At 60.7% G+C, this 24,802-nt stretch carries 19 protein-coding genes and 1 pseudogene; 7 read left to right on the top strand and 13 right to left on the bottom strand.

The features are described from left to right. Window positions 1-42: 42 nt before the first annotated feature. A complete protein-coding gene (locus N8H22_RS08755) occupies window positions 43-816 on the top strand; it encodes a tyrosine-protein phosphatase (RefSeq protein ID WP_264590174.1) in 774 nt (257 codons plus the stop codon). A gap of 291 nt (window positions 817-1,107) precedes the next feature. Here N8H22_RS08755 and N8H22_RS08750 read toward each other — a convergent pair whose 3' ends face one another. Beyond that, entirely contained in the window at window positions 1,108-2,142 is a 1,035-nt protein-coding gene (locus tag N8H22_RS08750) for a hypothetical protein (protein ID WP_021208008.1), read from the bottom strand. Window positions 2,143-2,512: 370 nt separating this feature from the next. On the opposite strand from N8H22_RS08750, the pseudogene N8H22_RS08745 reads away from it, so the two are divergent. From N8H22_RS08745 to N8H22_RS08730, 4 genes and pseudogenes are all read left to right on the top strand, one after another. Then, window positions 2,513-3,872 (top strand): annotated as a pseudogene (locus N8H22_RS08745) (DUF1329 domain-containing protein). A 127-nt stretch (window positions 3,873-3,999) separates the two neighbouring features. Beyond that, on the top strand, window positions 4,000-4,803 hold the full coding sequence (locus tag N8H22_RS08740; RefSeq protein WP_264590173.1) for a glucose 1-dehydrogenase: 804 nt from the start codon (window positions 4,000-4,002) through the stop codon (window positions 4,801-4,803). 61 nt (window positions 4,804-4,864) lie between these two features. Further along, window positions 4,865-6,595, top strand: coding sequence for an FAD-dependent oxidoreductase (locus N8H22_RS08735; protein WP_264590172.1), 1,731 nt, complete (start codon window positions 4,865-4,867; stop codon window positions 6,593-6,595). Between the two features lie 75 nt (window positions 6,596-6,670). Next, window positions 6,671-7,999 (top strand): MFS transporter, encoded by a 1,329-nt coding sequence (locus tag N8H22_RS08730; RefSeq protein WP_264590171.1) that lies wholly within the window; start codon window positions 6,671-6,673, stop codon window positions 7,997-7,999. Between the two features lie 169 nt (window positions 8,000-8,168). On the opposite strand, the gene N8H22_RS08725 is transcribed toward N8H22_RS08730, so the two are convergent. Continuing rightward, complete coding sequence (locus tag N8H22_RS08725) at window positions 8,169-8,549, bottom strand: nuclear transport factor 2 family protein (protein ID WP_264590170.1); 381 nt, start codon at window positions 8,547-8,549, stop codon at window positions 8,169-8,171. A gap of 387 nt (window positions 8,550-8,936) precedes the next feature. Between N8H22_RS08725 and N8H22_RS08720 the strand changes: the two genes are divergently transcribed. Then, window positions 8,937-9,869: an AraC family transcriptional regulator gene (locus N8H22_RS08720; RefSeq protein ID WP_102832410.1), complete on the top strand. Its 933-nt coding sequence runs from the start codon at window positions 8,937-8,939 to the stop codon at window positions 9,867-9,869. On the opposite strand, the gene N8H22_RS08715 is transcribed toward N8H22_RS08720, so the two are convergent. The 9 genes from N8H22_RS08715 to N8H22_RS08675 all read right to left on the bottom strand — a co-directional run bounded on the left by N8H22_RS08715 (window position 9,866) and on the right by N8H22_RS08675 (window position 21,506). Then, entirely contained in the window at window positions 9,866-11,116 is a 1,251-nt protein-coding gene (locus N8H22_RS08715; RefSeq protein WP_021208015.1) for an MFS transporter, read from the bottom strand. The genes N8H22_RS08720 and N8H22_RS08715 overlap by 4 nt on opposite strands. Before the next feature lie 130 nt (window positions 11,117-11,246). Next, entirely contained in the window at window positions 11,247-12,071 is an 825-nt protein-coding gene (locus N8H22_RS08710; RefSeq protein WP_264590169.1) for an SDR family NAD(P)-dependent oxidoreductase, read from the bottom strand. Window positions 12,072-12,129: 58 nt separating this feature from the next. After that, window positions 12,130-13,509 carry a phosphotransferase family protein gene (locus N8H22_RS08705; RefSeq protein ID WP_264590168.1) on the bottom strand — a complete coding sequence of 460 codons (1,380 nt, stop codon included), beginning with the start codon at window positions 13,507-13,509 and terminating at the stop codon, window positions 12,130-12,132. A gap of 23 nt (window positions 13,510-13,532) precedes the next feature. Beyond that, entirely contained in the window at window positions 13,533-13,979 is a 447-nt protein-coding gene (locus N8H22_RS08700; RefSeq protein ID WP_264590167.1) for a nuclear transport factor 2 family protein, read from the bottom strand. A gap of 53 nt (window positions 13,980-14,032) precedes the next feature. Beyond that, complete coding sequence (locus N8H22_RS08695) at window positions 14,033-14,833, bottom strand: glucose 1-dehydrogenase (protein ID WP_264590166.1); 801 nt, start codon at window positions 14,831-14,833, stop codon at window positions 14,033-14,035. A 109-nt stretch (window positions 14,834-14,942) separates the two neighbouring features. Continuing rightward, window positions 14,943-16,253 (bottom strand): DUF1329 domain-containing protein, encoded by a 1,311-nt coding sequence (locus N8H22_RS08690; RefSeq protein WP_264590218.1) that lies wholly within the window; start codon window positions 16,251-16,253, stop codon window positions 14,943-14,945. A gap of 173 nt (window positions 16,254-16,426) precedes the next feature. Continuing rightward, window positions 16,427-18,088: a DUF1302 domain-containing protein gene (locus N8H22_RS08685; RefSeq protein ID WP_264590165.1), complete on the bottom strand. Its 1,662-nt coding sequence runs from the start codon at window positions 18,086-18,088 to the stop codon at window positions 16,427-16,429. A gap of 296 nt (window positions 18,089-18,384) precedes the next feature. Next, window positions 18,385-19,875 carry an aldehyde dehydrogenase family protein gene (locus N8H22_RS08680; protein ID WP_264590164.1) on the bottom strand — a complete coding sequence of 497 codons (1,491 nt, stop codon included), beginning with the start codon at window positions 19,873-19,875 and terminating at the stop codon, window positions 18,385-18,387. Next, window positions 19,872-21,506, bottom strand: a complete 1,635-nt coding sequence (locus N8H22_RS08675; protein WP_264590163.1) for a GMC family oxidoreductase N-terminal domain-containing protein — start codon at window positions 21,504-21,506, stop codon at window positions 19,872-19,874. The genes N8H22_RS08680 and N8H22_RS08675 overlap by 4 nt, the downstream gene beginning before the upstream one ends. A 414-nt stretch (window positions 21,507-21,920) precedes the next feature. Between N8H22_RS08675 and N8H22_RS08670 the strand changes: the two genes are divergently transcribed. After that, entirely contained in the window at window positions 21,921-22,541 is a 621-nt protein-coding gene (locus tag N8H22_RS08670) for a TetR/AcrR family transcriptional regulator (protein ID WP_003288903.1), read from the top strand. 137 nt (window positions 22,542-22,678) lie between these two features. On the opposite strand, the gene N8H22_RS08665 is transcribed toward N8H22_RS08670, so the two are convergent. After that, entirely contained in the window at window positions 22,679-23,458 is a 780-nt protein-coding gene (locus tag N8H22_RS08665; protein ID WP_264590162.1) for a hypothetical protein, read from the bottom strand. Between the two features lie 197 nt (window positions 23,459-23,655). Beyond that, on the bottom strand, window positions 23,656-24,582 hold the full coding sequence (locus N8H22_RS08660) for a zinc-binding dehydrogenase (RefSeq protein WP_003288901.1): 927 nt from the start codon (window positions 24,580-24,582) through the stop codon (window positions 23,656-23,658). Between the last annotated feature and the right edge of the window lie 220 nt (window positions 24,583-24,802).

Genomic DNA, 24,802 nt, shown 5'->3' with positions numbered 1-24,802 from the left:
CACATTAGGCGAACGTTCGAGCATTCAGATATGAGAGTCCCGATGAATCTGCAGTTAGCAGGCACCGATAATTTTCGTAGTCTCAAAGGCTTGCCGGCCCATGACGGCCGGCGCATCGCCGGGCATACGTTGCTACGGTCCGACCAGCTGCACATGCTTGCCGCCGAGGGCTGGGAAACCCTCAGGACCCTTGGCGTAAAGACCGTATGTGACCTGCGCAGCGAGGGTGAGCGCCAGCGGACGCCCAACAATCTGCCTGTTGAACTTGAGCAGCTGGCACTTGAGGTCACCGGCGACATGCGCGCCGACAAAACCGTGTCGAGCCTGTTGGTTGAAAGCCCGGATCTTGCCGGCGCCGAGGCCATGATGTTCGAGGTATACCGGCGTCTGCCGGGCATGCTGGCGCCGCATCTGCCGAAACTGTTCGGGTTGTTCGAGACGGGTAACGTGCCCGTGCTGGTTCATTGCGCAGCGGGCAAGGACCGCACCGGTTTTGCCGTCGCGGTTATTCTTCACGCGCTCGGCGTAGCGCGGGACGTCATTGTCGCTGACTATCAGCTGTCGGCCCGCCGAATGGTCGACGCCAGCGACGTCCGGCGAGAGCTGATGAGTACGCTGGTCAGCAACATGATCGGCAAGCCCTGTCCTGACGAAGCGGTCGACGTGATCATGGATGCCCGCCCCGAGTACCTGCAAACGGCCTACGACTGCGTGGACAAGCACTATGGATCGATGGACGCCTATATCGAGACGTGTGTCGGCCTCGATGCGTCGGGCCTGAAGAGTCTCAGGGACCGTTATCTCACCGCTGACTGATTGCCGGCTGGCCGTTCGTAGCAGATCCTTCCCTCTTAAGCACATTCCCCCCGATGTCGTTCGGGGCGATTGCTTGCGAATTCGCCCCTGGAGCGTTTCGCCACATGGCGTCGGTGTGGTGTGTAAGCAGGGCACTGCTGCAAAAAAAAGCTGCTCGCCTCCAAGGGGTTGAGCAGCGAAACACCAGTCGCTCCTGGTTCATTGGGCTCGCTCACTACTTCGGGCAAGTCGAGCCGCTGACTCGTACCGCTTCATCAGCCATCGCAGCAGGCCGCTCCGCCCGCTGCGCGATTAGTTGATATCGCTGCCAGGGACATTGCGTGCCGCGCCATTGCGCCGGTCCGACTCCCCCCAGGCCACCCAGTGATCCGGCTCGCGAGTATCACCCACTCGCCGCCAGCGGCCTTCCTGCTGTGCAGTGACGGGAAAGCCGCCAACGAAGTCGATCATTTCGCCGCGCGGATCGGGCAAGAATTCCCATTCTTCACTGCCGTCCAGCGTGATTTTGGCGGCCTCCAGAAAGTAGCTTCCGTCCTTGTGCTTGGTTACGCATTCGATGTCGGTGGTGGTACGCACTTCGCCCTTTTCATTCTGGAAAATCGCGTAGCCGAGGTGGTCATGGCCAACCATGAACGAGCCGACATCGTAGGTGCCGTCCTTGTAGACCGTGGCAAAGGACCACCACAGCACGTGCATCTTGTTGTTCACCACCAGGTCTTTCTTGAAGTGAATCGCGCCGCCCTCGGCCATGTACACCTGGTCGAGCAGGATCGCGCCCTTGACCGGACGCCCTTCGCAGACGCCGCTGACATCCCAGATCTGGGAAACGTAAAAGGTGCCCCACTCGACGCCCGGCAAGTACCACTGCATACCGTTGCCGAGCAGGCGGCCTTCGAGCTGGAACAGGTTGTCTTCTTTCCAGGTGAAGGTTTCGCTGTTGGCGGTCAATTCCCATGGATGCCCGGTGTCATCAGGCTGGTTGGTCCAGCGAACGGTATCGCCTTGCAGCGACAAGGCCGGAACCGGCGTCACGCCGCGTTCCGCCATGCGTGCCTGGTCCATGCGGATGTTCTTGCCATCGATGCGGGTGGACAGATAGAAGAATTTGGTCGGGTTCGGCGTGCCGGTTGGCGCCATGACCGAACGGGTGAACGAATAGATATGTCCTTCTTCGTCACGAACCGAGCCGAACGGCATGCTCTTGCTCAACTGCAAGCCGAAAAAGCCACGGCCACCATGCATCGACTCGCCGGTCACCTTATAGGGCGCGACCAGGGTTTGATAGGCGAAATCGCCTCGCTCGGGGATCTTGGAAAAAGTCTTCATCTTTTATCTCTTGTTATTGAGTCGTTGAACGGAGGGTTACGCAGAGGCCTGACCCGTTCGAATTTAGATACAGACGCCTGAAGAACCAGCTTGCAATAAGGGAAAAATGGAAACATGGGCATGGCTTTAGCGTTTGCTCTTATTAAATTCAACGTAACGTCGGCTTCAAATCATCAGGCGCTTCGTGGTTTCGGCTGACGGGCTTCAGGTTAGGACCAACTGCCGGTTTTAACACCACTAAATATCCGCTTTCGTTTTACCGTGGGTGAAACGGTATGAACGGCATGTAAACGCGTATTGGCTAAGTTAGAGGAGCGATGCATCACGTCTTCTTACGGCTCCATATAAATCCAATAAGCGGAGACTGCTCATGATTTCCCGATTCGCGTTAAGCATTGTCTTGACCGGCATTTCCACGTTTGCCTGCGCTGCGGTTTCGCCAGAAGAGGCGCAGAAACTGGGTAATACGCTCACCCTGTTCGGGGCGATAAAAGCCGGAAACGCCGAAGGCACTATTCCGCCCTACCAAGGCGGTTTGCGGACCGCTCCAGCGGACTTCGAACCCGGCAAAGCCTGGGCCGATCCTTTCTGGGATGAAAAACCGCTGTACCGGATCACCGCACAAAACGTGGATCAGTACGCAGACAAATTGAGCGCGGGCAGCAAGCCCTGCTGAAAAAATATCCGGACACCTGGTACATGGATGTGTACCCGAGCCATCGCACCGCTGCCTATCCGGATAACGTGCTGAAGGCAACGGTTCGCAACGCCACCGGATGTGAAACCTTCAACGGAGGCTTATCGCTTGAAACCGATTGCCGGGGCGGCCTGCCGTTTCCCATCGCCAAGACTGGTAACGAGATGATGTGGAACCAGCTGTTGCGCTACAAAAACGGACCGACTGGCGTCCTGGACGAGCACACGAGTTGGGTTGTCGACTCCAACGGCAACATCACTAAGACGGCGCAACAGCGAGCTTATGAGGAATTTCCTTTCTATCAGACGCATCTGGAGGACCGTGATCCACAGGTATACGGTCGTGCCGGGTCGATCAACAACGAGCCGGCGCGCCGGGCGGGGGAGATGACCGGTATTTCCGATTTTCTGGACCCGACCGAGAAACCGCGTCGCGCCTGGAGCTATTCGCCAGGTCAGCGCTGCGTCAAGTTGGCGCCGGAGTTCGCCTATGACACGCCGGTAGCGAGCCAGGGCGGCATTTCCCTGTTCGACGAGCTGCAAATGTTTGCCGGCAAGCAGGATCGCTTCGATTTCAAGCTGATAGGACGCCAGGAGATGTACATCCCCTACAACGCCTACAAGTGGTACTTCGGAATCGAAGCGCCCGAGCAGTTCATGAAGAATCACGTTAACCCGGCGGTGGAGCGCTGGGAATTGCACCGCGTCTATGTGGTGGAGGCGACGCTCAAGCCTGGCCAACGCCATGTGTACAGCAAGCGGCGCTATTACATGACGAGGACACCTTCGGCGCGGGCCTGTACGACGCCTGGGACCAGGAAGGCAATCTGTACCGGACCGTGTACATGGCCGGGGTGCAGATCTATGACAAGAACATTCCCTACGCGACCAAGCTGGCGATCTTCGATTTCAACAAAAACATGTATGGCGTGCTCAACGACTTCCTGACCGGACGACTGGAGTTTGCGGAGGAGGCACCGTCCAACAGCACGCAGAATCCGGAAGCCATCGTATCCAAGTACACGCAGCGCTGATCGCGCTGGTATGGCCGGGCTGTCTGGCGCGCATAGTCATGGCCTCGTCGATACAAGGCGCGGCCATGGCGTTCCGCGAGGCGCTTCATGCCACACCCGAAAACAACAATGACAGGAGATAAAACGGATGCAACGTCTGGCAGGCAAAGTGGCAATCGTAACCGGCGGCGGCGGTGGTATCGGCTCGGCGACCGCGTTGCGCCTGGCGCGTGAAGGCGCGAAAGTCGTGTGCGCCGATATCAATCTGGAAACGGCACAACGTGCTGCCGATGCGCTGGAGGGCAACGGCTTGGCCATGCGGTTCGATGCCGCCGATGCCGACAGCATCGAGGCAATGGTGAGCCAGACGGTTGAGCGATTCGGTCGGCTGGACATTCTACACAACAACACCGCGATCACCGACCCGCAGACTCACGGCCAGGACCTCAGTCTGCTGGAAATACCCATGGAGGTATGGCGCAAAACCCTGGACGTGAACCTGACCGGCTACATGCTGGCCTGTCGGTTCGCCATTCCCCACATGATCGAAGCGGGCGGCGGGTCGATCATCAACACCGCCTCCGGCTCCGGCACCAAGGGCGACCTGGTGCGAATCGCTTACGGCACCAGCAAGGCCGCGATCATCAATATGACGCGCCACATCGCGACGCAATATGGCCGCCAAGGCGTGCGCTGCAACGCCATCGCACCGGGGGTCATCGTGACGCCTGCAATGGAGGCGACGGCTCCGCAGATCCTTGCCTTTGCGAGCAAGTACGTCCTGACCAAACGCCTCGGCACGCCTGAAGACATAGCGGCGCTGACCGCTTTTCTCGCGTCCGACGAGTCCGGCTACATCACAGGCGAATGCATCGAGATCAACGGTGGCAAGAACAGCTGTCAGCCGCATTTTGCCGAGCTGTATCAACAGACCCAGCAGACATCGGACTGAACCGGCGTACGGGGCAGCACCCTCATCTCGATCAGTTTCAGAAACAACGGAACCTACAAGAATGAATGACAATCCGGTGATAGAAAAAGACGTAGTCGTCGTCGGCTCTGGCGGCAGCGGCATGACGGCCGCGATTGTCGCCGCAACCCAGGGCCTCGACGTTTTGCTGGTAGAAAAGACCGGGCTGTTCGGCGGCACCACCGCGCTTTCCGGCGGCGGCATCTGGGTGCCGTGCAATACCCAGGCGGCCGAGGCCGGTTTGAAAGATGATCCAGAGCAGGCCTTCGCTTACGTTCAGGAAGTGGTGGGGCCGACACTGCGTACCGATCTGCTGCGGGCTTTTCTTGATGCCGCGCCGCGCATGGTCGATTACCTGCACGCGCGTACCTCGGTACGTTTCGCCGTGCAGCGCGGTTTTGCCGACTGGCATCCGCAGGCCAAGGGCTTTTCCGCCGATGGCCGTTTGCTTTGCCCGGTGGAATATGACGGTCGTGAGCTGGGCGAATACTTCGACCAACTACGGCCCCCGCTGACTGAATTCAACGCGCCGGGCGGCATGATGTTCGGCATTGGCGACATGCCGCACATCGCCAAGGTCACCAAGTCGTTCACCTCGTTCAAACACATCGCTAAATTGGCGGTGCGCTTTGGCGTGGATCGGCTGAGCTATTCGCGCGGTACGCGTCTGACCATGGGCAACGCCATGGCTGCCCGGCTGCTGCGCTCGGCGATCGATGCCGGGGTGGAGCTGTGGAAAGACACGCCCATGCGCAGCCTGATCCACGAGCATGGGGCGATCAAAGGCGTGGTTGTCGAGCGCGACGGCAAACCGGTAGAAATTCGCACGCGCCGTGGCGTCGTGCTGGCCACCGGCGGTTTTTCCGCCAATCCGGACATGCGCAAACAATACATTCCGTTTGCCGAACACCATGTGTCGCTGGTGCCGGAGGGCAACACCGGCGACGGTTTGCAGCAAGCCCGCGACGCTGGCGGCCGCTTCGATGGCGAAAACCTGAGCAATGCCGGCTGGGTGGTGGTCTCGCTGCTGAGGAGGCCCGACGGCGCAATACGCAAATTTCCGCACCTTTATATGGATCGCGGCAAGCCAGGCTGCATTGCGGTCAACCGGGACGGTAGGCGTTTCGGTAACGAGGCGGCGACCAACCTGGTGGAGCCCATGCACCGCACCGGCTCGGTGCCGGCGCACCTTGTCTGCGACCACCCGTTCATCAAGAAATACGGCCTGGGCCTGGTGCGCCCGGGCGGCTTTGGGCTGAAAGGGCTGATTGCCGCCGGCTATATCCTCACCGAGCCGACCCTCGATGCGCTTGCCGCGCGTATCGGCGTCAATCCCGGCAACCTCGCCGACACTGTCGCGCGCTTCAACCAGCAAGCCGCCCGGGGTGTGGATAATGACTTCGGGCGTGGACGGGACAAGGCCGATATGCCTCTGGGCGATCCCAACCACAAACCCAATCCCTGCCTCGGGCCGATTCAGCAAGGGCCGTTCTATGCCGTGCAGATATTTCCCGGCGACTCCACCACCACGGTCGGCCTGCGCATAGACGGCAAGGCGCGCGTGCTGGACGGGAACGACCAGCCGATTCCCGGTCTGCACGCGGTGGGTCTGGACATGAACTCGCTATGGCGGGGCCGCGCGCCGGGCAACGGCGCGAACAATACGCTCAGCCTGACCTTTGGCTATCTCGCCGGGCTGGCCCTGGCTCAGGACGATGTCCCACAACCGGCTATCGAGCCTGCCGCGCAGATAGGCGCTGAGCAGCTGAATTGACCCTGTGACATGACCCGCCGGGCGCTTGAAAGCCCGGCTGAGGGTATCGCCATGACAACAATAAGAGGACGCCACATGGCCGTTTCCGCCGCTAAGCCCCACACCTCTCTGGCTATCGACTGGACAGAGTTCCGCCAGGGATGGCGGGTGCTGCTTCTGGCGCTGCTGGGTATCGCCACTTCGGTCGCCGTCGCGCCCATCTATGCATTCGGCACGCTGGTGCTGCCGTTACAGGAGGCCTTTGGTTGGTCGCGAGGCGAAATCCAGACGGCGGCGGCCTTTCAGTACGGCAGTTCCATCATCGCCTTTCAGGTTGCCGGCTGGCTGAACAAACGCTACGGGCCGCGTCGCGTGACCCTTTGCTCGCTGATCGCGCTGCCGCTCGCCTACTTCGCCATGGCCCTCAACACCGGCCACTTGTGGCAATTGAATCTGGGCTTTGGTCTGCTGGCGTTTGCCGGGGTGGGCACGCTACACGTGACCTGGACGCAGCTGACCTGCCTCTGGTTCGACAAGAACCGCGGCCTGGCACTGGCGATCATCCTGTGTGGCACGGGCCTGGCCGCCCTGGTGCTGCCCTCGTTGCTGAGCTGGGCAATCATCCGCTGGGATTGGCGCGCCTGGTTCTGGGGCTTGGCGCTGTTGCCATTGCTGGTGACCTTGCCGCTTTCGTTGCGCTGGTTGAGCACCCGAGGGGCCGTGGAACAGGCGACACAACGATCATCTCTCCCTGCGCAGCCGGACGTCGGACTGACGGGCTTCTCGCTTCGCCAGGCGTTGCACTCGCGGCGCTTCTGGGTTATCAACTGCGCGTTGTTCCTCGCGATCATGGGCATGATGGGCATGATCATCAACGCTGTGCCCATGATGCAGGACAGCGGCCTTTCAGTAACCGAGGCGGCCAAGGTGTTCGGTGCGTTCGGCGTGTCGCTGATTTTCGGGCGGCTGTTCATCGGCTATCTGATCGACCGGGTGTGGGCGCCTGGGGTGGCCTTTTTCGTCTTGCTGCTTCCCGGCGTCGGCTGCCTGTTGTTCAGCACGGTTGGCGCACATGTTCCCCTGTTGGCGCTCGCCTGTGTCTTCGCCGGGCTGGGCGCCGGCGCCGAAATGGATATTGCGTCGTATCTGATCGCGCGCTATTTCGGGCTGCGCGACTACAGCCGGGTTTTCGCCTTTCAGATGAGCTTTGGTGCGATCGGCAGCACCATGTCTCCGGCGTTCTTCGGCGCGCTGTTCGAGGCAACCGGCTCCTATCACGCGATGCTGATGTTCTGCATGGTCAGTTTTGGTATCGGTGCGTTGCTGCTTTTGACGTTGGGGCGTTACCCCACCCTTCCCACGTCTCCTGGGGAAGTGGCGACAGCCACCGTTACGGATGGGGCGATAACCGAGCCGGCAACTTGAGGCGATGACTGGGGACGGGCACGCAATCGGTACTGGAGTTCGCGCAGTGGGCAAGGGGCTGTTGCCTGCTCGCCGCAACACCGCATGACTGCACCAGCCGCCGCCAGACGGGGCGGCGCTTGGCCAGGCAGGCCGCCTTCGTTCGATTTACAGTTTTGAGAATGGCCGGCTAAGCAAGGCGCGCCTCGGTGGAGGCCTTGGTATCCATGTATTCGCGGCCTTCGACGATCAGGCCGTCGCGGATCACCAGCAGGTTGTGGTAACTGTTGCGATAGACGCGGTCGGCAAACGCCATCTCGCCCTGCGCTTCATAGGCGACGCGATCGCCTTCAGCGGTCAATCCGGTGATTACCACCGAGCGCTTGTCGGCACTTAGCAGGCCGCTGCGTACTGCGGTATTGAACGCTTCGCGGCTCATGTCGCCTCGGGTCAACGTCCACCATTTGACATCCGGATGCTGCAACGCCTCGAAGGTATCCATGTCGCCGTCGATAACGGCCTGTACATATCGACGCACCAGCGCTTTGTTGTCCTCGATCGTGTTACTCACGGTTCTCTCCGTTGTCTATTGTCCGCAAAATCGGGTCGGGCAGGCTTTTCAGCCGTTGCGGTATGGAAAACTAGGCCGAGCCTGCACCCTTGTCCATCGGTCAGCTTTGACTGCGGGACAAACGAGAATCCGATTGAGCTGGGTAAAACCTCCGCCGTCTGAGAAGCTGCCCAGCAGTTGCCGCCACGAATAGCGCGGCTGGCGCAGCGAGTGGCTGGCGCCCCTGGCCATCAAAACTTCAAAATCTGGCTCCGAACGCTATCACTCGCCAAGCTTGATCTGAAAGTACACTCGGAGACGGTCCTCATTTCGTAAACCTGCATCTGGCATGTCAGTCAGCGACAGGAAAGCTCAGCATCAACAATAAGAACGGCTGAAGGAAGCGACATGAATGTCATCGAATATCGGGAATACGAGTCCCCCCATGCGGGCAATTTTTCCACCGAAGCCGGCTTGTCCAACAAGGGCTTTGAGGTTCGCGTCGAGCATGCACATTGGTCCAGCTCGGGAGCCGCGCTGATTCACCTGACTGATCACTGTCTGATCAGGCTACTGCTGGCCGAAGCTCCCGAAAACGCGCCGTTGTCAAATCGTGGCACCCTGTCGGGCAACCGCGGAAGCTGCCAGCCGCTCGGCCAGACGATCTTCATCCCACCGGGAAGCGACTTTCACTTCAAGCATCGGGCTTGTCAGCAAAAAGCGGTGATCTGCCTGTTCGACCCCGCTGCCATCGCGCCGCTCGCGGCTTACCGCTGGGACTGGGAACACTGCATCACGGACGCCATGTTGAACCTCCAAAGCAACTATCTGCAGGCCTCGCTGCGCAGGCTTGGCGAAGAGGTTGCATTCCCCGGGTTTGCCAGCGAGCTCCATATCGAATGCCTGATGACCGGTATCGCGCTGGAACTGCGCAAGGAATTTCTTGGCAAACAGCGCGATGACGACGAACCCGGCAAGCTGAGTCGCCGTCAGCTGCAGCACTTGAGGGAAGCTCTGGACGCCGATGCAAACGATATTTCGCTGCGCAAGCTGGCCGATCTGTGTGCCTTGCCGGAACGAAAGCTGTCGGTTTATTTCAAGAACACCACGGGCAAGACCCTGCGCCAATACTCGGCCGAAGCACGGGTCAACCGGGCAATGAGGCTCCTCGGCGACCCTTCCCTGTTGATCAAGCAGATCGCCTACATGACCGGGTTCCAGAGCGCCGCCGCCTTTTCCGCGGCGTTTCGAAAAGCGGTCGGCTGGACGCCCGAGGAGTTCCGTCGACAGCGCTCACCAGGCCAACGCGAGGCCTGGCCTGATGAGCAGAACGCCAGCTAGACCGGTGCGGCCTCCGCCTCGCGCTCGAACACCGGGTAGCCGCCTAATCCAAGCAGCAACAATGGCCCCACGGTAAAGCAGATGCAGCAGAAGGCCAGCAGGCCGGTATAGCTGCCGCTCGCGCCATACAGGGCGCCGAACAGCAAAGGCGCGGCAGCGGCCCCGGCAGTGATCAGGCCCAGATGCACGGCGAACAGGCGGCCGTAGTCACGCATACCGAAATAGCGGGCGATCAGGAAAGCGGCGATGTCGAATTCCGCACCTGCGCCAAGGCCGACCAACAGGGTTGCAAGAACGAACAACCAGATGCTGGCATCTGCATAGAGAAACACCAGACAGGCCAAGGCGGGCATCAGCAAGGCCACAGCCGCGACGCCAGGTGCCCACAATCGATCAATCAGGTAACCCACCACTAGGCGACCAAGGATCAGCGATATCCCGAAGGTGCTGAAGATCTGGCTGGCCTGCTCCGCCGCGATGCCCTTGTCCCGCAAAAGCGGAATGATGTTGGTCACCATGCCAACCACGCAGGACACCACCAGCGTCATCGAAAGATTGCAGATCCAGAAGCGCCACGAACGCAGCGCATCACGCAGCAGCATTCCCGGATGGCTTCGCTCGGCGCCGCTCTGCATCGAGTGTGACGCGTGGCCCTTGGCCACCGGCAACAACCAGCGCAGCGTCAGTGGCAACGCCAGCAGCACCGGCAACGCACCCAGCGCAATGAAACCCGCCCGCCAGTCCCAGCGCGAGATCGCCCAGGTCGTGATGAGCGGCAGCATGATCGCCGCCAGCCCGGAGCCGCTCAGGATGATCGCCAGGGCAAAGCCTCGGTTCTCCTCGAACCAGAGATTGACCAGATGCGACCAGGTCACCTGCAGCGTCCCCAAACCGGCCAGCGGAACCAGGAAAAACCCCAGATAAAGCATCCAGATCGATCCCGAGGCACGCGACAAGGCGAACATACTGAGTGCCAGCGTCACCAGGGAGATCAGCGTGACCAGCCGCAAACCGTAACGCAGGTTTAGCCAGCCGGCCATTTGCGCGGCAATGATGGTCCCCAGCGAAAGCGCGGTGATCGAAGCCTGGAGGTCGGCGCGCGGCCAGCCCATCGCCTCCTCGAGCGGAATCACCATCGAGCTGAAGCTGTACAACAGCAGGGAACTCGAGCTGGTGGCCACCCCGACGATTGCAAGGATGAGAATCCGCCAGCCCCGTTTGAACTCCGTATTGTCGAAATTTTTCATGTTTCGGGACTCTGCCTGGTGTATGGAAAACCCACTGCATTTACTGCCGAGCACGGCGCTGCGCCGCCCCATATCTGATGAGTGCTAACCCATCGCTGCATACTCGACCGGCCGCCCTCGCTCCACGGTTTCAATCACCGATAAAGAGTGCAGACTCTGCGCTAATCCGCAGTACGTGTTCGCGCCGCGCCTGCCCCGAATGCGACCCGGTGGGCGACTCGGCCAGATCGTCGGGATGGATCAGCGTCGGCCCGTTGGGTAACTCGCGTAGCGCGATCGCAGCGATGTCCTCGGCCTTGGCCAGTTGCATGGTCAGGGCGCCGGCGATTCCTTGCCTGACCATCGCGTCGCGCATGGTTGGCGTATCGACCGTGCCGATCAGCAGGTTCAGCACATCGACGCCCTGCCCCTTCCATTCGGCCCAGAGCCCTTCGCCCAGCGTCATGGCGAAAGACTTGGTGGCCGCGTACATGGCCAGCTTGCGCACGCCACCCAGCGCAGCCTGGGAGCCAACCAGCAAGACCCCACCGGCGCCACGCGCAACCATTCGGCCACCGAACGCATGGCAGCAGCGCATGATCGTCCGGGTATTGAGGTGCAGCAATTTGCTCCAGTCTTCAACCGGCGTGTCGAGGAAGCGGGTGATGTATGGATCGCCGCCGGCGTTATAGATCAGCAGCCCTACTTCCCGGTCCGCCACCGCTGCCACCAGCCGGTCGGCGGCATCGTCCAGCGTCAGGTCAAGTGTGACGACCAGCACCTCGACGCCATAACGGTCGACAAGCTGGTTCTTCAAATCGATCAGGGCATCTTCGCGCCGGGCAACCAGCACGCAGTTCAGACCCTTTGCAGCCACCTGGTCGGCAAGCGCGGCACCAACACCGTGGGAAGCACCTGCGATGACGGCCCAAGGGCCATATTTTTTCGTGAAGGCGTGAGTGTCTTGCTCGGACATGGAACAACTTCCTTTCTAACTGAACGGGTGGCTTGGCTACGGCAATGATTGGCCGGTTTCAGCGGGGCTCGATCGGCGGCAGATCGATATGGCTCGCCGAGCCACCAATCGCGGTGCGGCCGAACACCAGCACGCGCCGCTCGATCTGTTTCATGAACAGTTTCAACAAGGGCTCGTCATATTCCGGGCCGGCGCTGCGCACGAAGTCCTCCAATGCCGCGTCGATCTCGCTGTAATGGTCGAATGTGCGGCCCAGTAGCGCTTCGGCGTCCGCCTGTTCCAATGCCTGTAATCGCAACGTCATGGCGTCTCCCTTGACGAGATACTCGACCAGCTTGCTCACCGACTTGAGCTTGGATTGCTGAAACTCATCACTCACCTTCACCTGCGCGACGGCGTCCTCGAGCATCATCAACAGTGCCGCGTTCGGCCCTTGCGTGGCGATGTCCAGTGCCGGGGTTTCCAAAGGAACGCCCATCGCTTCGGCCAACGCATGCACCACCACACGGCGCAAGGCGATGTCGAACTCGGTGTAGGTGTCGTGCGGATCCCCCGGCTGCGGCGTCGCCACCGTGCTGGAAAACTGCATGGCGCTGACAGTGGAAAACAGCGCTGTATGAAAGCGCACCACGTCCGGCTCCGGCCGCTCGCCCGTGACTTCCTGGTAGTAGCGATAAAGATCGCTGAAGGTGTCGCCCAGCGGTTCATAGTTGTCGCGCATGCGCGCCGAGGCGAGGTCGGCCAGCGGGTCACCGATCATCGCGAACTCGAAGTCATAGAGCGCGTTCAACTGTCCGTTCTCGAACAGGTACTGGCCCGAGTCGTATTGCACGAACCGCGCCTCGGTGCGGTGCATGGGTACGTTGCGGCGCAACCAGCCGAGAGCGAATTCCACCAAGGGTTGCGGCCGGGTCTTGTTGCGTTCGTAGAGCGGGTAGTACGCCTCCAACCCCGCCAGCGAGATGGACTCGGCGCCCTCGGGCCGGTCGATGCCCTGCGCCACGAAGGGCTCGACTGGCAACTGATGCATGGCGGCCATGGCCCGCACGTACTGGCGAGCCAGATCGCGCCGTTCTTCATCGCTGCGGGCAGCGGAAAGATCACGCGTTCCGCGCACCAGCTCCATGACTATCGCTGGCGGGTCTTCGCAGAATCCATGGATACGCGGCACCGGAATGCCCTGCTGGCCAAGCAGCTTGAGAATATCGGCCTCGCGGCGCAAATCCGGGAAGGGGCTGACGTCGCCGCCGCGTTCGCCACGCAGGTGCAAACGCAGCGTCTGGCCATTGCTGTCGACTTCCAGGTTCCAAGCCGGCCGCCAGCGAACCAGCCGCTGCATGCTCGTGACCCGCCCGCCCGTGAGTTGCTCGACAAATGCCTTCAACTTGCATTCGCTGGTTGCAGCGGCGCTATCTTGTTTTTTTACTGCCGTTTCCATTCCACACTCCTAAACAATGAGGCTCAGCGCTCAGCCGCTTGAAGGTTCGGGCCGCCTACTTCGGCGACCGAAACACCTAGCTTCTTGGCCAGATCTGCGGTATCGAGATATTCACGCCAGGCCTTGATCAATCCCTGCTCGTCGAGCTCATAGACGGCCACCATCGAGTGCGGCATCGGCTTGCCGCTGGACACGGCATAGTCGTCGCGCTCGGTCATGACCACGTCATCCGAAGACACGATCTGGCGGATCGTGCATTTGTTGTGGGTGACGTAGCTCATCTGCCGTTCGATCTCGCGCCTGAGCGCCTCGCGTCCTTGAATGACCGGCCCGCCCGGCACCCAGAGTTGCCAGACGGCGTCTTCGGCCATCATCGAAATGATCTTGTCGACCTGCGGACGCGATTCGGCGGTGCCGTCGCCCCAGGCGTCGAGGAATTCGCGGATAAACGTCTCTTGTTGTATGCCCATTTTTGTTATCCAGAAGAATTGATGACGTTTCCCGCCGGATGGCGGATGACTGCTCAGAGATAGGCGCGTACCACCGGCACCATCGGCGTGGCGCAGCTCATGCCGCCGTCGACTCGCATGAGGGTGCCGTTGACATACCTGGACTCGTCCGAGGCGAGGTAGACGGCCATTGCGCCGATGTCCTCGGGTAGGCCGAGGCGCGGCACGTTCTGGATGTCCAGAAAGCCCTGCACCATCTTGTCGTTGGCCCAGCCGTCGAGGGCGGCGGTGCGAATTACGCCCGGCAGGATTGCGTTGCAGCGCACGCCGCGCTTACCGAAGGTTGCCGCCAGCGTCTGCACGTACCAGTTCACTGCTGCCTTGGAAGCGCCATAGCTGAACTGGGCAACTTCACCGGCAATCGAGCTGGTGGACGAGGTGAAGATGATCGAGCCCTGCCCCTGCTCGAGCATGTGTGGCAGCGCGTGTTTGCAGGCGAGCACACCGCCGAGTACGTTGACGCGCATGTTGGCGTGGAACAGGTCCTCGTTGAAGGTGAGAAAATCCACGTCTCTTGCAGTGTCGGGGTTCTTGTTCACGGCATTGTTGAACAGCACGTCGAGACGGCCAAAGGATGTCATCGCAGTGTCGACCATCTGCGCCAGCTCTTCCTCGCGGCCCACGTCGACCTTCATCCCTATCGCCTTGCCCCCCGCCTGCGAAATAGCTTCGGCGACGCGCTCGGCCGCGTCGGCGTAGAGGTCGGTCACCACGACCTGAGCGCCCTGCGCCGCAAACATCTGCGCGCATGAGCGACCAATACCGCTGCCCGCGCCGGTGATCAGCGCCACTTTGTTTTCCAGTCGATTGCTCATCCACAACGCCCCTCTTCTTTATTTATCTAGGCCACCCGTGACACCAGCGGCGGCAGCGATCGCCTGCCCCGCTTTCAGCGACGGCCACGGCGCTCGCCCCGCCCGGTGCTCAGCGCGTCTGGCCGCCGGCTATGGTTTGTGGATTGGCTTCGCGCTCGGCGATCGGTTTGTCGCGATAGCGCGTCGGGCCGTTGCCGAACATGCCGTACTGGCTGCGGGTGAAGTCGTACAGCGAGTAGGCGTCCTGCTGAGGATTGTTGGGAATGCCGTAGGCCTGGATGTTGTATTGGGCGCCGGTCCGGAACATTTCGCCGCTGTCGTCCCACGCGTCGTAAACCGCTGCGCCAAAGGTGTCCTCGTCGATGTAGTAGCGGCGTTTGCTCTGCGCGTGGCGAACGCCCTCCTTGCGGGTTGCCTCGACCACCCAGACGCGGTGCAGCTCCCAGCGCTCGCAGTCAGGATTGATGTGGTTGGGCATCAGTTTGGTATCCATGTCGCAGCCCCACTTCAGCTTGTAATTGCTGTAGGGAATGAACATTTCCTTCTTGCCGACCAGCTTCCAGTCGAAGCGATCCATCTTTCCCGAGAACAGGAAAATCTCGTCATAGAACGCCACGCCGCCAAAGGCCGAGTTGGGCGTGTCGTAATTGAATTCGGGTGCCTGGCGGACTCGGCGCTGGCCGGTGGTGTAGCTCCAGGCGTAGCGCGAACTTTTCACCGGATCGAGGTAATCCCAGTACCCCGATGCCTGCCCGGCGGTACGGGCTGGCGCAACGACGCGCGACCATATGCGCTGCGCCATCGCCGGGTCCCGACCGTCCACGCCAATCTGGTAATACGGTTTTTCACCGGTGGATTGATTGGTGTTAGTCAGCGTGGCGTGGCCCTGGTTGACGACATAGGCGCTGTGGTTCCAGTCCCAACCGTTGATGCCTTGGTAATTGAGAATGTAGTTCCACATCACCTGCTCACCGCTTTCGGGCAGCGGAAAAGGCAAGCCACCCCGACAGTCTTCGGTGATCGAAAGGCCATCGTTGATGGTTTTGCATTCCGGGCTCTTCGCATTGCGCTCGGTGGCCGCCAGAAATGCCTCCGGGAATGCCGCGGTGCGGTGCGTCGGGTAGATGTCCATGTAATAGGTGTCGGGATACTGCTTGAGCAACTTCATCTGCCCCGATGAAAGCTGCTCGGCATATTCATCGGCGTTGGCTGCCGTTATCCGAAGCCGAGGTTTCTCGCCCTCGAACGGATTCGGCCATTGACCGTCGCCGGGCTTCAGGCCTGCCGGTACTTTCAGACCACCGTCATAGGGCGGGATTGTGCCCGCTTCGTTGCCTGCGGCTATCGCACCGAATCGGGTCAGCTCATTGCCAAGGTCAGCGGGCGTATAAGGCGCTGCGAATGCTGACGCTGCGCTCATGGCGGCCAGCAACCCGGTCACAGATCGGTTGAAGAACATGTATACCTCCAGTCATCGTTGTTTTTGTCATCGCCTGGAAAGCGCGCCTGCCCGTCGAGCAAAGTCTCGGCAATACCGGAAAAGCGCGCAGATTCGCGGAGGGCCTGCATGCAGGCCGACGCGTGGTGATCTACTCAGAATGCCGTGCTGAATGTGAGCGATAGCCAGTTGCGGTCAGACAGGCCGATGTCGCCGCTGCCGCCGACGACGGTCTTGCCGACGCCGGCGATATAGTCGTAGTTGCGCTGGCTGCCATAGCCGATGTAAGCCAGGGTGAAGTCGTAGCGCTCGTCGAACAGCGCCTTCACGCCGACCTTGTAGGTGTAGCGGCCTTCGTTGCCGCCACCTGTCGCGGCGTTGCCGGAAATGCCGTAATCCACGCTCATGGGCATGGACAGGTTCCAGCCGGGGAACACGCCCAGCCACTGCGGCGTGAAGCTGAGCGCCGCGCCGACATAGTTGCGCGTGGCGCAACCCCATTCCTTGTCCTGCCCCGCTGCGCAGCCGCCGTAGCCTTCGCCGCGGAACAGGCCCTCGTTATGGGTGACCTTGTCCAGATGGCTGTAAGCCATTTCGGCGATCAGGGTGCCGGTGTCGAAATAGTCCGTGCGCGGCAACAGCCACAACCCGTTGACCACCATATGCAGGGTGTCGCCACGCGCGCCCTGGTTGTCCGCCAGGCTGATGCCACTGGATACCAAGGGCGCATCCTTGCGATAGGAAAGATCGATACCTACCGAAGCGCCGCCAAGCACCGGCCCCATCGACCAGCCCAGGCCGTAAAGCTTGGTTTTTTCAGCGTACACATAGCGGCCGAAATCCGGCCCGACCTGTAGGCCCCAAGGCGTGTAGTCATCGAATTCACGGTAGTAGGCGCTGACCTCGGAATGCATGAAGTCCAGCCCGTAGCTGGCCATTACGCCCCAGTTGCCGCTGTCGTCGGGTTCCAGCGGGTCGACGATGGGAAAAGCAAAACCCGGTGCAACCGGCAATTGGTTGGGGCCTTCGAGGGCAACATCGGCCGAGGCCAGATAGGTCCCGCCTTCCGGCGCCCTTGTGCTGTCCCACTCGAAGAAATACTGGCCGGCGATGGACAACCGGTCGGTGACCTGTGCCTGGGCCGAAACCTGAGCCAGCGGCAGGAAGATTTCCCGTGTTTCGGTGCCAGGATTGGCGAGCGCTTTGCGGCCATCCAGCGGTGCCTGGGAATAGGACAACGCATGTCCCGCGATCAACAGTCCGTTGCCCCAGTACACCGTATGCCGACCGGCGCGCACGCTGACCGGAGCATCGCCTACATAGAAGCGAGTAAACGCAAAGGCATCCAGCAGTTCGCCGCTGGGACCATGGTGATAACGCTTGGTATGGCTCGAATATTCCCCGCCGCGGTAGCTCGGAACGCTAGCGCCAGGAAAGGCGCCCGGGTAGTACACCGCGCCCGAACCGGTTTCGACATCGGTATCGGAATACGCCTGGTCATACCAGGCTGCGCCGCTGATGCGAAAACCGTGGTAGCGCTTGTAGGCCAACTCGAATTCGCTCATCAGGTCGACGCGATTGGTCACCACATCGCCGCGGTCGAACTTGGAGTCGGATTCGTCATAAGTGGCGTTGTTGGCCAGTGCGTCATCACGACTCTCGGCACGAATGCCCAGGTTGTAGCGCAAGGTATTGTCCCAACGCATCGAGAGGTCGGGGTTGCCTAGATCGTATTGAGCCGCCTGCGCCTGACTGACCCAGACGAGAGCCGCCGCCAGGCTCAGCGCCGAATTGGCAATTAACGTGGTCTTGAACATCACATTCTCCGTCGCGCCCATTGTTTTTATTGTCAGCTGACCTGCGCGCCCCTCTAGCCAGGGGCAGCTGCTTCAGTAGACGGGACGACTCACGGCGACACAACGAAACCGGCTATCGCTCAAATGCAAAGCGATATCGCTGAAACGCATCACTCATGCCTGCAAGCGCCACGGACGATCAGCGAGGGCGCAGCCGTTTGCTGGGCAAAAAAAAACGGCCCACAAGGGGCCGTTAATGAGCTATCGAAAACCGATCGGGATGGCGCCATGAACGGCGCCATGTGTTGCCGAACGCCTTATCGCCCGATGGGATAAATGATGGATTTTTCCTGGGTGAACTCTTTCAGCCAATCCGGGCCGAACTCGCGGCCGATGCCCGACCGCTTGAAACCGCCGATTGGCGCATAGGGCATCTTGCCGCCACCCCCGTTGATATAAACGCTGCCCGCGCGGATGCGTCGGGCCATTTGGTAGGCAACCGCGGCGTCGGCCGTGGCGACCGCGCCATTGAGGCCATAGCGCGAATCGTTGGCGATGGCGATGGCCTCTTCATCGGTATCGAAACCGATGACCACGCCCACCGGCCCGAAGATTTCCTCTTGGGCGATGGTCATGTCGTTGCGCACATCATCGAACAGGGTGATGTCGCTGAAGAAGCCTTTGTCCAAGCCCTGCGGGCGACCGCCACCGCATACCAGCGTGGCACCCGAATCGCGGCCACTGGCAACGAAATGCTCGACCTTGGCCCGCTGCGATTCACGAATCAGCGGACCCATCACCACGCTCGGGTCGGCCGGGTTGCCAATCTTTATCTGGCTGGCCACCGCCTTGGCCATTTGCACAAACTGCTCCCGGATGGAGTTGTGCACCAGAAAGCGCGTAAGCAAGGCGCAGCCTTGCCCGGCATTGACCGTCAGACCGGCAATGGCGCCCAGGGCCGTGCCCTGGATGTCGGCATCCGGCCGCACGATCAAGGCGGATTTACCGCCCAGTTCAAGGTGCACACGCTTCAGCGTCGGCGCAGCCTGAGACATGATGCTCACGCCCACCGATTCGGAGCCGGTGAACGAGACCATGTCCACCCGCGGATCGCTGCTCAGCAGGCTGCCGACCTCGACACCACCCGTGACAATATTCAGCACACCCTTGGGTAAACCGGCCTGCTCGGCAATTTCACCGAACAGCAGTGCCGAATAAGGCGTGAACGGCGACGGTTTGAGCACCAACGTATTGCCCGCCAGCAGCGCCGGGAAGATCTTCGCCAGATTGAGCAGAAACGGGAAGTTATAGCCGGTGATGCCTGAAACCACGCCGATCGGTTCGCGCTCGATGCTGCCGCTGCCAAGGATCATCGGCCCGCCCGGGTTGAACGGATTGGGCGTTGCTTCCACGGGAATCTGCTGCGTCGCGTCGTGCAGCGACTGGTCGATGGCTGTGAGCACATGAGCCAGCGGCATATCGACCTGCATCGCATAGGTTACACCTTGCGCGCAACCGACCTCGGCGATGATCAGCGCGGCGATTTCCTCCCGGCGCGCCACCAGTGCGCTATGCATACGACGCATGTAGTTGGCACGTTCGGCCATGCTCAGCCACGGCCATGGACCTCTGTCGAACGCATGGCGCGCGGCGGCAATGGCGGCGTCAGCACTGGCGCTATCGCCCACCGGCGCTTGGCCGATCACCTCTTCGGTGGCGGGGTTGAGCACGGCTTCGGCCGGACCGTTTGCCGAAACCCAGGCGCCGTCGATATAGAGCTTGTTCAGCTGCGTAAATGGAATGCTCATGCCGCTACAGCTCCTTTGGTTATGCCAGTGAAAGCGGTTCCAGTGATGATTTCAGCGGCGCGCATGGCAATGACCATCGCCGGTGCATTGGTGTTGCCCGAGACCAGGCTCGGCATGATCGAGGTATCGACGACGCGGACACCCTCGACCCCACGTACCTTCAGCTCGAGATCGAGAACCGAATCGCTGTCCGCGCCCATCCGGCAGGTGCCGGAAACATGAAAAGCGGTCTGGCCGAAACGGCGGAACGCGGCGAGGATTTCCTCATCGCTTTGCACCTGCGGTCCCGGCGTCAGCTCCTGAACGATGAATGATTTAAGCACCGGCTCGGCAGCCAGACGGCGAATCCAGCGCAGCAGCGAGATGGCGGCGACCCGATCGGCCTCGGCGGTGAGGTAGTTGGCGACGATCTTCGGCGGCACGGCTGGATCGGCCGACTGAATGGTGATTTCGCCCTGGCTCTGGGGATGCATGAAATAGCCGCCAATGGTCAGGCCGGGTTGCTTGTCGATCACCACCGTCTTGCCGTCGCCGTCCATGGAATACAGGCTGACGCCGATCTGCGCATCCGGGCGATCCAGACCCGGTCGGGTCTTCACGAAACCGCCCGCCTCGTGCGCGGCGTGGGTCATCGGGCCTTTTTTACTGAAGAAATATTGCGCCACCGAACGCAGCAGGCCCAGGCCTGCGAAACAGTGATTCAGGCTGCCGCTGGTAACCCGATACTGCACCGCCATATAGACGTGCTCACGCAGGTTGCGACCTACGTTTGGTGAGTCCTGCACGAGCGCAATGCCATGCTGCTTCAACAATTCTGCCGGCCCGATGCCGGACAACTGCAACAGCTTCGGCGACTCGATGGCGCCCGCGCACAACACCACTTCCCGGCTGACCGCAAGACGCTGAGCTCCATCCTTGTCACGCACATGCACGGCGACCGCGCGACGCTCCTGGAACTCGATGCGCTGGACGTGTGTACCAGTCATCACGGTCAGGTTGGGACGGCCACGAACCGGATCGAGGAAGGCTTTGGCCGCACTGAAACGCTGACCCTTCCAGGTGGTTTGTGGCTGATATCCAAAACCACCCTGGCTGACTGCATCTACATGATTGGTATCTTCGACGCGAGCGGTTCCAAGGGTATCGGCAGCGTTGATGATCGCTTCGCACAGCGGATCGCCAGAAGGATGCACCGTGATCTTGAGCGGCCCGCCAGCGCCACGCCACTGGGAAGCGCCGAGCTGGTGATCCTCCAGCGCGACGAACTGCCGGCCGATATCTGCCCAACCCCAGCCGGTGCAACCCTGCGCTTCCCAGCCATCGTAATCGGCCGGCGCGCCGCGCACGTAGACCATGCCATTGACCGAACTGGAGCCGCCGATGGCCTTACCCTTGAGCCACAATTCGGTGGCCATGCCTTCACCGCGCGAGGCCTGGTAGTCGTAAACATGCGGGTTTCCGGGTATCAGCAGTTTGCCGATGCCGCGCGGCATTGCGATCAATGGGCTGGTGTGGTCGGGGCCGCTTTCGATGAGCAGTACCGAGGCGCTGGGGTCGGCGGATAGCCGGTTGGCCATCACACAGCCGGCAGAGCCGGCACCGACAATGATGTAATCGTAGGATTGGCTCATTGTTATTCTTCTTCGTCTGAATGGGTTGAATGTCGCGATCTGCTTGATGCGTTCTATTTCACGGATTGGGGCGTTGCCGAAGCAAGCACTTCGCTGGCCGATTAGCCGGCCGCCCCCCTGCCCTCAGCCGCTCAACAGGTAACGCTCAACAACTAACCGAAGCGGCTTGATCGACGCCCATCTGCAAGACCCCGGTGCTTGGGGATGAGAGAAAGGTAGGTTTCGACTGAAGAATCCACAACGGACAGAATTCCCGATCTGTTCGATTTCGCCGCACAGGGACGACTGTTGCGCTCGCTCAATCGAACAAGCCTTGTCCGCGGTGAAGCGCACGTGCCAGTCTCCATGCTCATGCCAGCTACGCTTACAGGTACTGGCGCCACGACCGACAAACACACTTCGCAGAGGTAAAGGATGAAGCAGCACATCTCTGCTGTGCCGGAACGACCGACCAAGCCCGACATGGCCAGCAAGCGCCACGCGTTACGCACACAGCGAACCCGAGAGCTGCTTCTGGACGGGATGTATCGATTGGCGTTGGAAAAGGATTTTCGGGACATCTCGGTGCAGGAACTGCTCAGCCATACCGGGGTAGCACGCTCGACGTTTTATGCACACTTTCGTGACAAGGAAGACTTGCTGGTGGCCGGTTATGAGTCCATCGGCCTGCCGCAAACCCGCGCTTGCGATGTCGCCGGGGAAAAACGGATCGTGCTCGATGTTTCAGCATGGCTGTTCAACGCCACCGAGCGGCATGCAGCCCTGACCACCTCATTCTTCAACAGTCCTTCACAAGCGATCGTTCTTGCTCACCTGGAAAATTTGCTACTGATTCTGGTGCGCGAGCACTACCGCAAACATGGCATCTACGAGTGCAGCGGATTGCGCGGAGAGGTGGCGGTGCGCAGCTTCGTGGGCGCGCTGATCGGCACATGGCTGTGGTGGGTGCGTCATGACTACCCTAGTTCGGCCAACAAAATGACAGAAGCATTCGATAGCCTGATGAACAACGGCACCTGGCCTGCCGCCGACTGACCTGTCGGGCCAAGGCATCGCAGCTCGCAATCACGCGATGCCCCGTAGCAGTGATGATCGCCGACGCCGGACAATAAAAGCACAAAGACGCGAACCGCGTGCCGCCGGACATCCCACACCAGAAGCGGCAGGCAATGTTACTGGCGCAATCCTCTGGCGATTTGGTCGACTTCGGCAATCGTCGACCGCATATAGCGTTCAGCCCCGTTGGGCGCCCAATTTCCGTCCTGTTTGAGGATCACGCCGCGGACGAACGAGTACTCGCGTGCCGCATGCTCAAGCGCCTCGGCAAGTGCCGGATGGCCGGCCGACAAACGCTCGAACGCATCGATTACTTCGTGATCGAGTTGATGGGTTTTTTCGTCTCTCAGTATCCATGTTTCGGCGCCAAGACGATTGAACGACGCGATCTGATAGTTCACCAGCAATTCGCCCATAGCGCGGCTGATGGCGTGTAGTTTTCCAAGTTCACCCAGAGGCTCGTCATCCTGCAGCTGGGCGTAATGGGCATCCAGTAAGGCTTGCAGATGTGCGTGCGACTCGATTACCGGCAACAACCTACGTGAATAAGAGGGTTCGGTAGAGCGTAGGGCCGCGCTGGTTTGGGGTAACTCGTCAGTATCATCGAGGCGTGTTTGCAGGCGCTGCACTTCATCTATAACGTCCGCAACGCCCAGACTTTTGGCCAGGCTTCGCAAGCGGAGGATTCTTTGTTCATAGCCCTGCTTGTTACGCAACTCGTAGGGGCTTCCGTTCTGATTGAAATACACCAATGCATTTGCGCAGGTCAGAAAGGCCAGGGATCGGAGTTCCTGGGTCGTCTGCAGCTCTTGCTGTATGCGCCCGGCTTGAGCCGGCACGGCAATAATCAAAAACAACATGAGTATTGCCGCTCTATTCATCCTGTGGATATCCATTGTCGCTCCCTAAGTTTTCCACCGCTTCGAGCTGACCGCCAGGCAGCGCCCCTGGTCAGGATTGGGCCGGATTGGTACACGAGTGCCGCCGCCATAGTCCGGCTAGCTGGGCGCCCCGTCACCGCCGTACCCATCAAGCCGAACCAGAGACCACGATGCTCGGCCGGCTAGCGCGAGGCGGCCGGCCGTACATTGGCTCAGCGGCGCACGCTCGCCGTGATTTTCGCATGCGGGCCAGACACCTGCGCAGCCCAGGCCTCGGCGGCCTGGTCGAGGGTGTAGTCGACGTAGTCGATCTGGATTTCCTGCTCCCTCGCGATCTTCAGCAGACGCAGCCAGATTTGCTCGCGGTCAGCGGGCGGGCGCTGGCCCGTGCCAATGCACGACAGCGAACGGAACAGCAGATCGGCAATGTCGAGATCGAGCTTGCGCCCTGCCCCGGTGCCGATGGTCATGATCCGTGCGCCCCAGTTGGTAGCCTTCAAAGAGCTAAGCATGGGTTGGCCGCAAACCAGATCCAGCACTACGTCGAACCCACCGTCGCCTGCGTCTTTCAGTGCCGCAACATCATCGGCGCCGCCCAACGTCACCACGTCATCGGCGATGCCGCGCGACTTCAAGCGCGTCAGTGCCTCGGCAGAGCGTGCCGCACCCACGACCTTTCCGGCGCCCATGCCACGAGCCAGCTGCAGCGCGATCTGGCCAAGGGTGCCGGTAGCGCCGAGCACGAGCACTTTTTCGCCTTTCTGGATTTGCGCCTTTTCCAGCGGCACGATGGCGCCGGTCCCGGCGATACCCATGCTGATCGCGGTTTTGTCATCTACGTCGTCCGGAACGTTCCAGACCTCCGCAGCCGGTACCAGCGTGCGCTCGGCCCAGGCACCGAACGGCAAAACCGAACGCTCGCCGAAATACACTCGACGGCCGTCTTCCGCGCGACCGACACCTTCGCCACGAATCACACAGGGATACTCGACCCCGAGTCGATAAGCGCCGAGCACGTCCCAACCGCCCAGGCCGGCAGTGTCGACGTCAATCATGACGGAGCCTTGCTGCGGCTCAGGTTCGCGAAACTCGCCTACTACCGGTGGAGCATTGCGCTCGGAAATGATGGCTGCACGCATGCGAATCTCCTTCTTGTTTGTCTTGTTGTCGGGGTTGAAGCCAGGGTATTAGTTGAACATTTTAACGTATTTTGTCCAGCAATAATTCCGTTATGGAACCGTGGCGCCGGCTTCGCACTATCCCTCGAATGACCACAAAGCGGTGACCTACTCGACTACCAGATAATCTGTTCACTTTTTGTGAATTTGTATCGTTATTCTGCTTTTCTCCAGTAATCTT

Source organism: Stutzerimonas sp. S1 (assembly GCF_025966695.1).
Taxonomy (GTDB): domain Bacteria; phylum Pseudomonadota; class Gammaproteobacteria; order Pseudomonadales; family Pseudomonadaceae; genus Stutzerimonas.
The sequence above is the reverse complement of the archived record's forward strand: the minus strand, read 5'-3'. Positions and strand labels throughout refer to the sequence as shown.

Excerpts from the sequence above, each read along its gene's own strand:
- N8H22_RS08680 (WP_264590164.1), bottom strand. The coding sequence starts at position 19,875 with ATGAGCATTCCATTTACGCAGCTGAACAAGCTCTATATCGACGGCGCC.
- N8H22_RS08690 (WP_264590218.1), bottom strand. The coding sequence starts at position 16,253 with ATGAGCGCAGCGTCAGCATTCGCAGCGCCTTATACGCCCGCTGACCTT.
- N8H22_RS08730 (WP_264590171.1), top strand. The coding sequence starts at position 6,671 with ATGGCCGTTTCCGCCGCTAAGCCCCACACCTCTCTGGCTATCGACTGG.
- N8H22_RS08705 (WP_264590168.1), bottom strand. The coding sequence starts at position 13,509 with ATGGAAACGGCAGTAAAAAAACAAGATAGCGCCGCTGCAACCAGCGAA.
- N8H22_RS08750 (WP_021208008.1), bottom strand. The coding sequence starts at position 2,142 with ATGAAGACTTTTTCCAAGATCCCCGAGCGAGGCGATTTCGCCTATCAA.
- N8H22_RS08735 (WP_264590172.1), top strand. The coding sequence starts at position 4,865 with ATGAATGACAATCCGGTGATAGAAAAAGACGTAGTCGTCGTCGGCTCT.
- N8H22_RS08700 (WP_264590167.1), bottom strand. The coding sequence starts at position 13,979 with ATGGGCATACAACAAGAGACGTTTATCCGCGAATTCCTCGACGCCTGG.
- N8H22_RS08710 (WP_264590169.1), bottom strand. The coding sequence starts at position 12,071 with ATGTCCGAGCAAGACACTCACGCCTTCACGAAAAAATATGGCCCTTGG.
- N8H22_RS08665 (WP_264590162.1), bottom strand. The coding sequence starts at position 23,458 with ATGGATATCCACAGGATGAATAGAGCGGCAATACTCATGTTGTTTTTG.
- N8H22_RS08685 (WP_264590165.1), bottom strand. The coding sequence starts at position 18,088 with ATGTTCAAGACCACGTTAATTGCCAATTCGGCGCTGAGCCTGGCGGCG.
- N8H22_RS08740 (WP_264590173.1), top strand. The coding sequence starts at position 4,000 with ATGCAACGTCTGGCAGGCAAAGTGGCAATCGTAACCGGCGGCGGCGGT.
- N8H22_RS08695 (WP_264590166.1), bottom strand. The coding sequence starts at position 14,833 with ATGAGCAATCGACTGGAAAACAAAGTGGCGCTGATCACCGGCGCGGGC.
- N8H22_RS08660 (WP_003288901.1), bottom strand. The coding sequence starts at position 24,582 with ATGCGTGCAGCCATCATTTCCGAGCGCAATGCTCCACCGGTAGTAGGC.
- N8H22_RS08670 (WP_003288903.1), top strand. The coding sequence starts at position 21,921 with ATGAAGCAGCACATCTCTGCTGTGCCGGAACGACCGACCAAGCCCGAC.
- N8H22_RS08715 (WP_021208015.1), bottom strand. The coding sequence starts at position 11,116 with ATGAAAAATTTCGACAATACGGAGTTCAAACGGGGCTGGCGGATTCTC.
- N8H22_RS08675 (WP_264590163.1), bottom strand. The coding sequence starts at position 21,506 with ATGAGCCAATCCTACGATTACATCATTGTCGGTGCCGGCTCTGCCGGC.
- N8H22_RS08720 (WP_102832410.1), top strand. The coding sequence starts at position 8,937 with ATGAATGTCATCGAATATCGGGAATACGAGTCCCCCCATGCGGGCAAT.
- N8H22_RS08755 (WP_264590174.1), top strand. The coding sequence starts at position 43 with ATGAATCTGCAGTTAGCAGGCACCGATAATTTTCGTAGTCTCAAAGGC.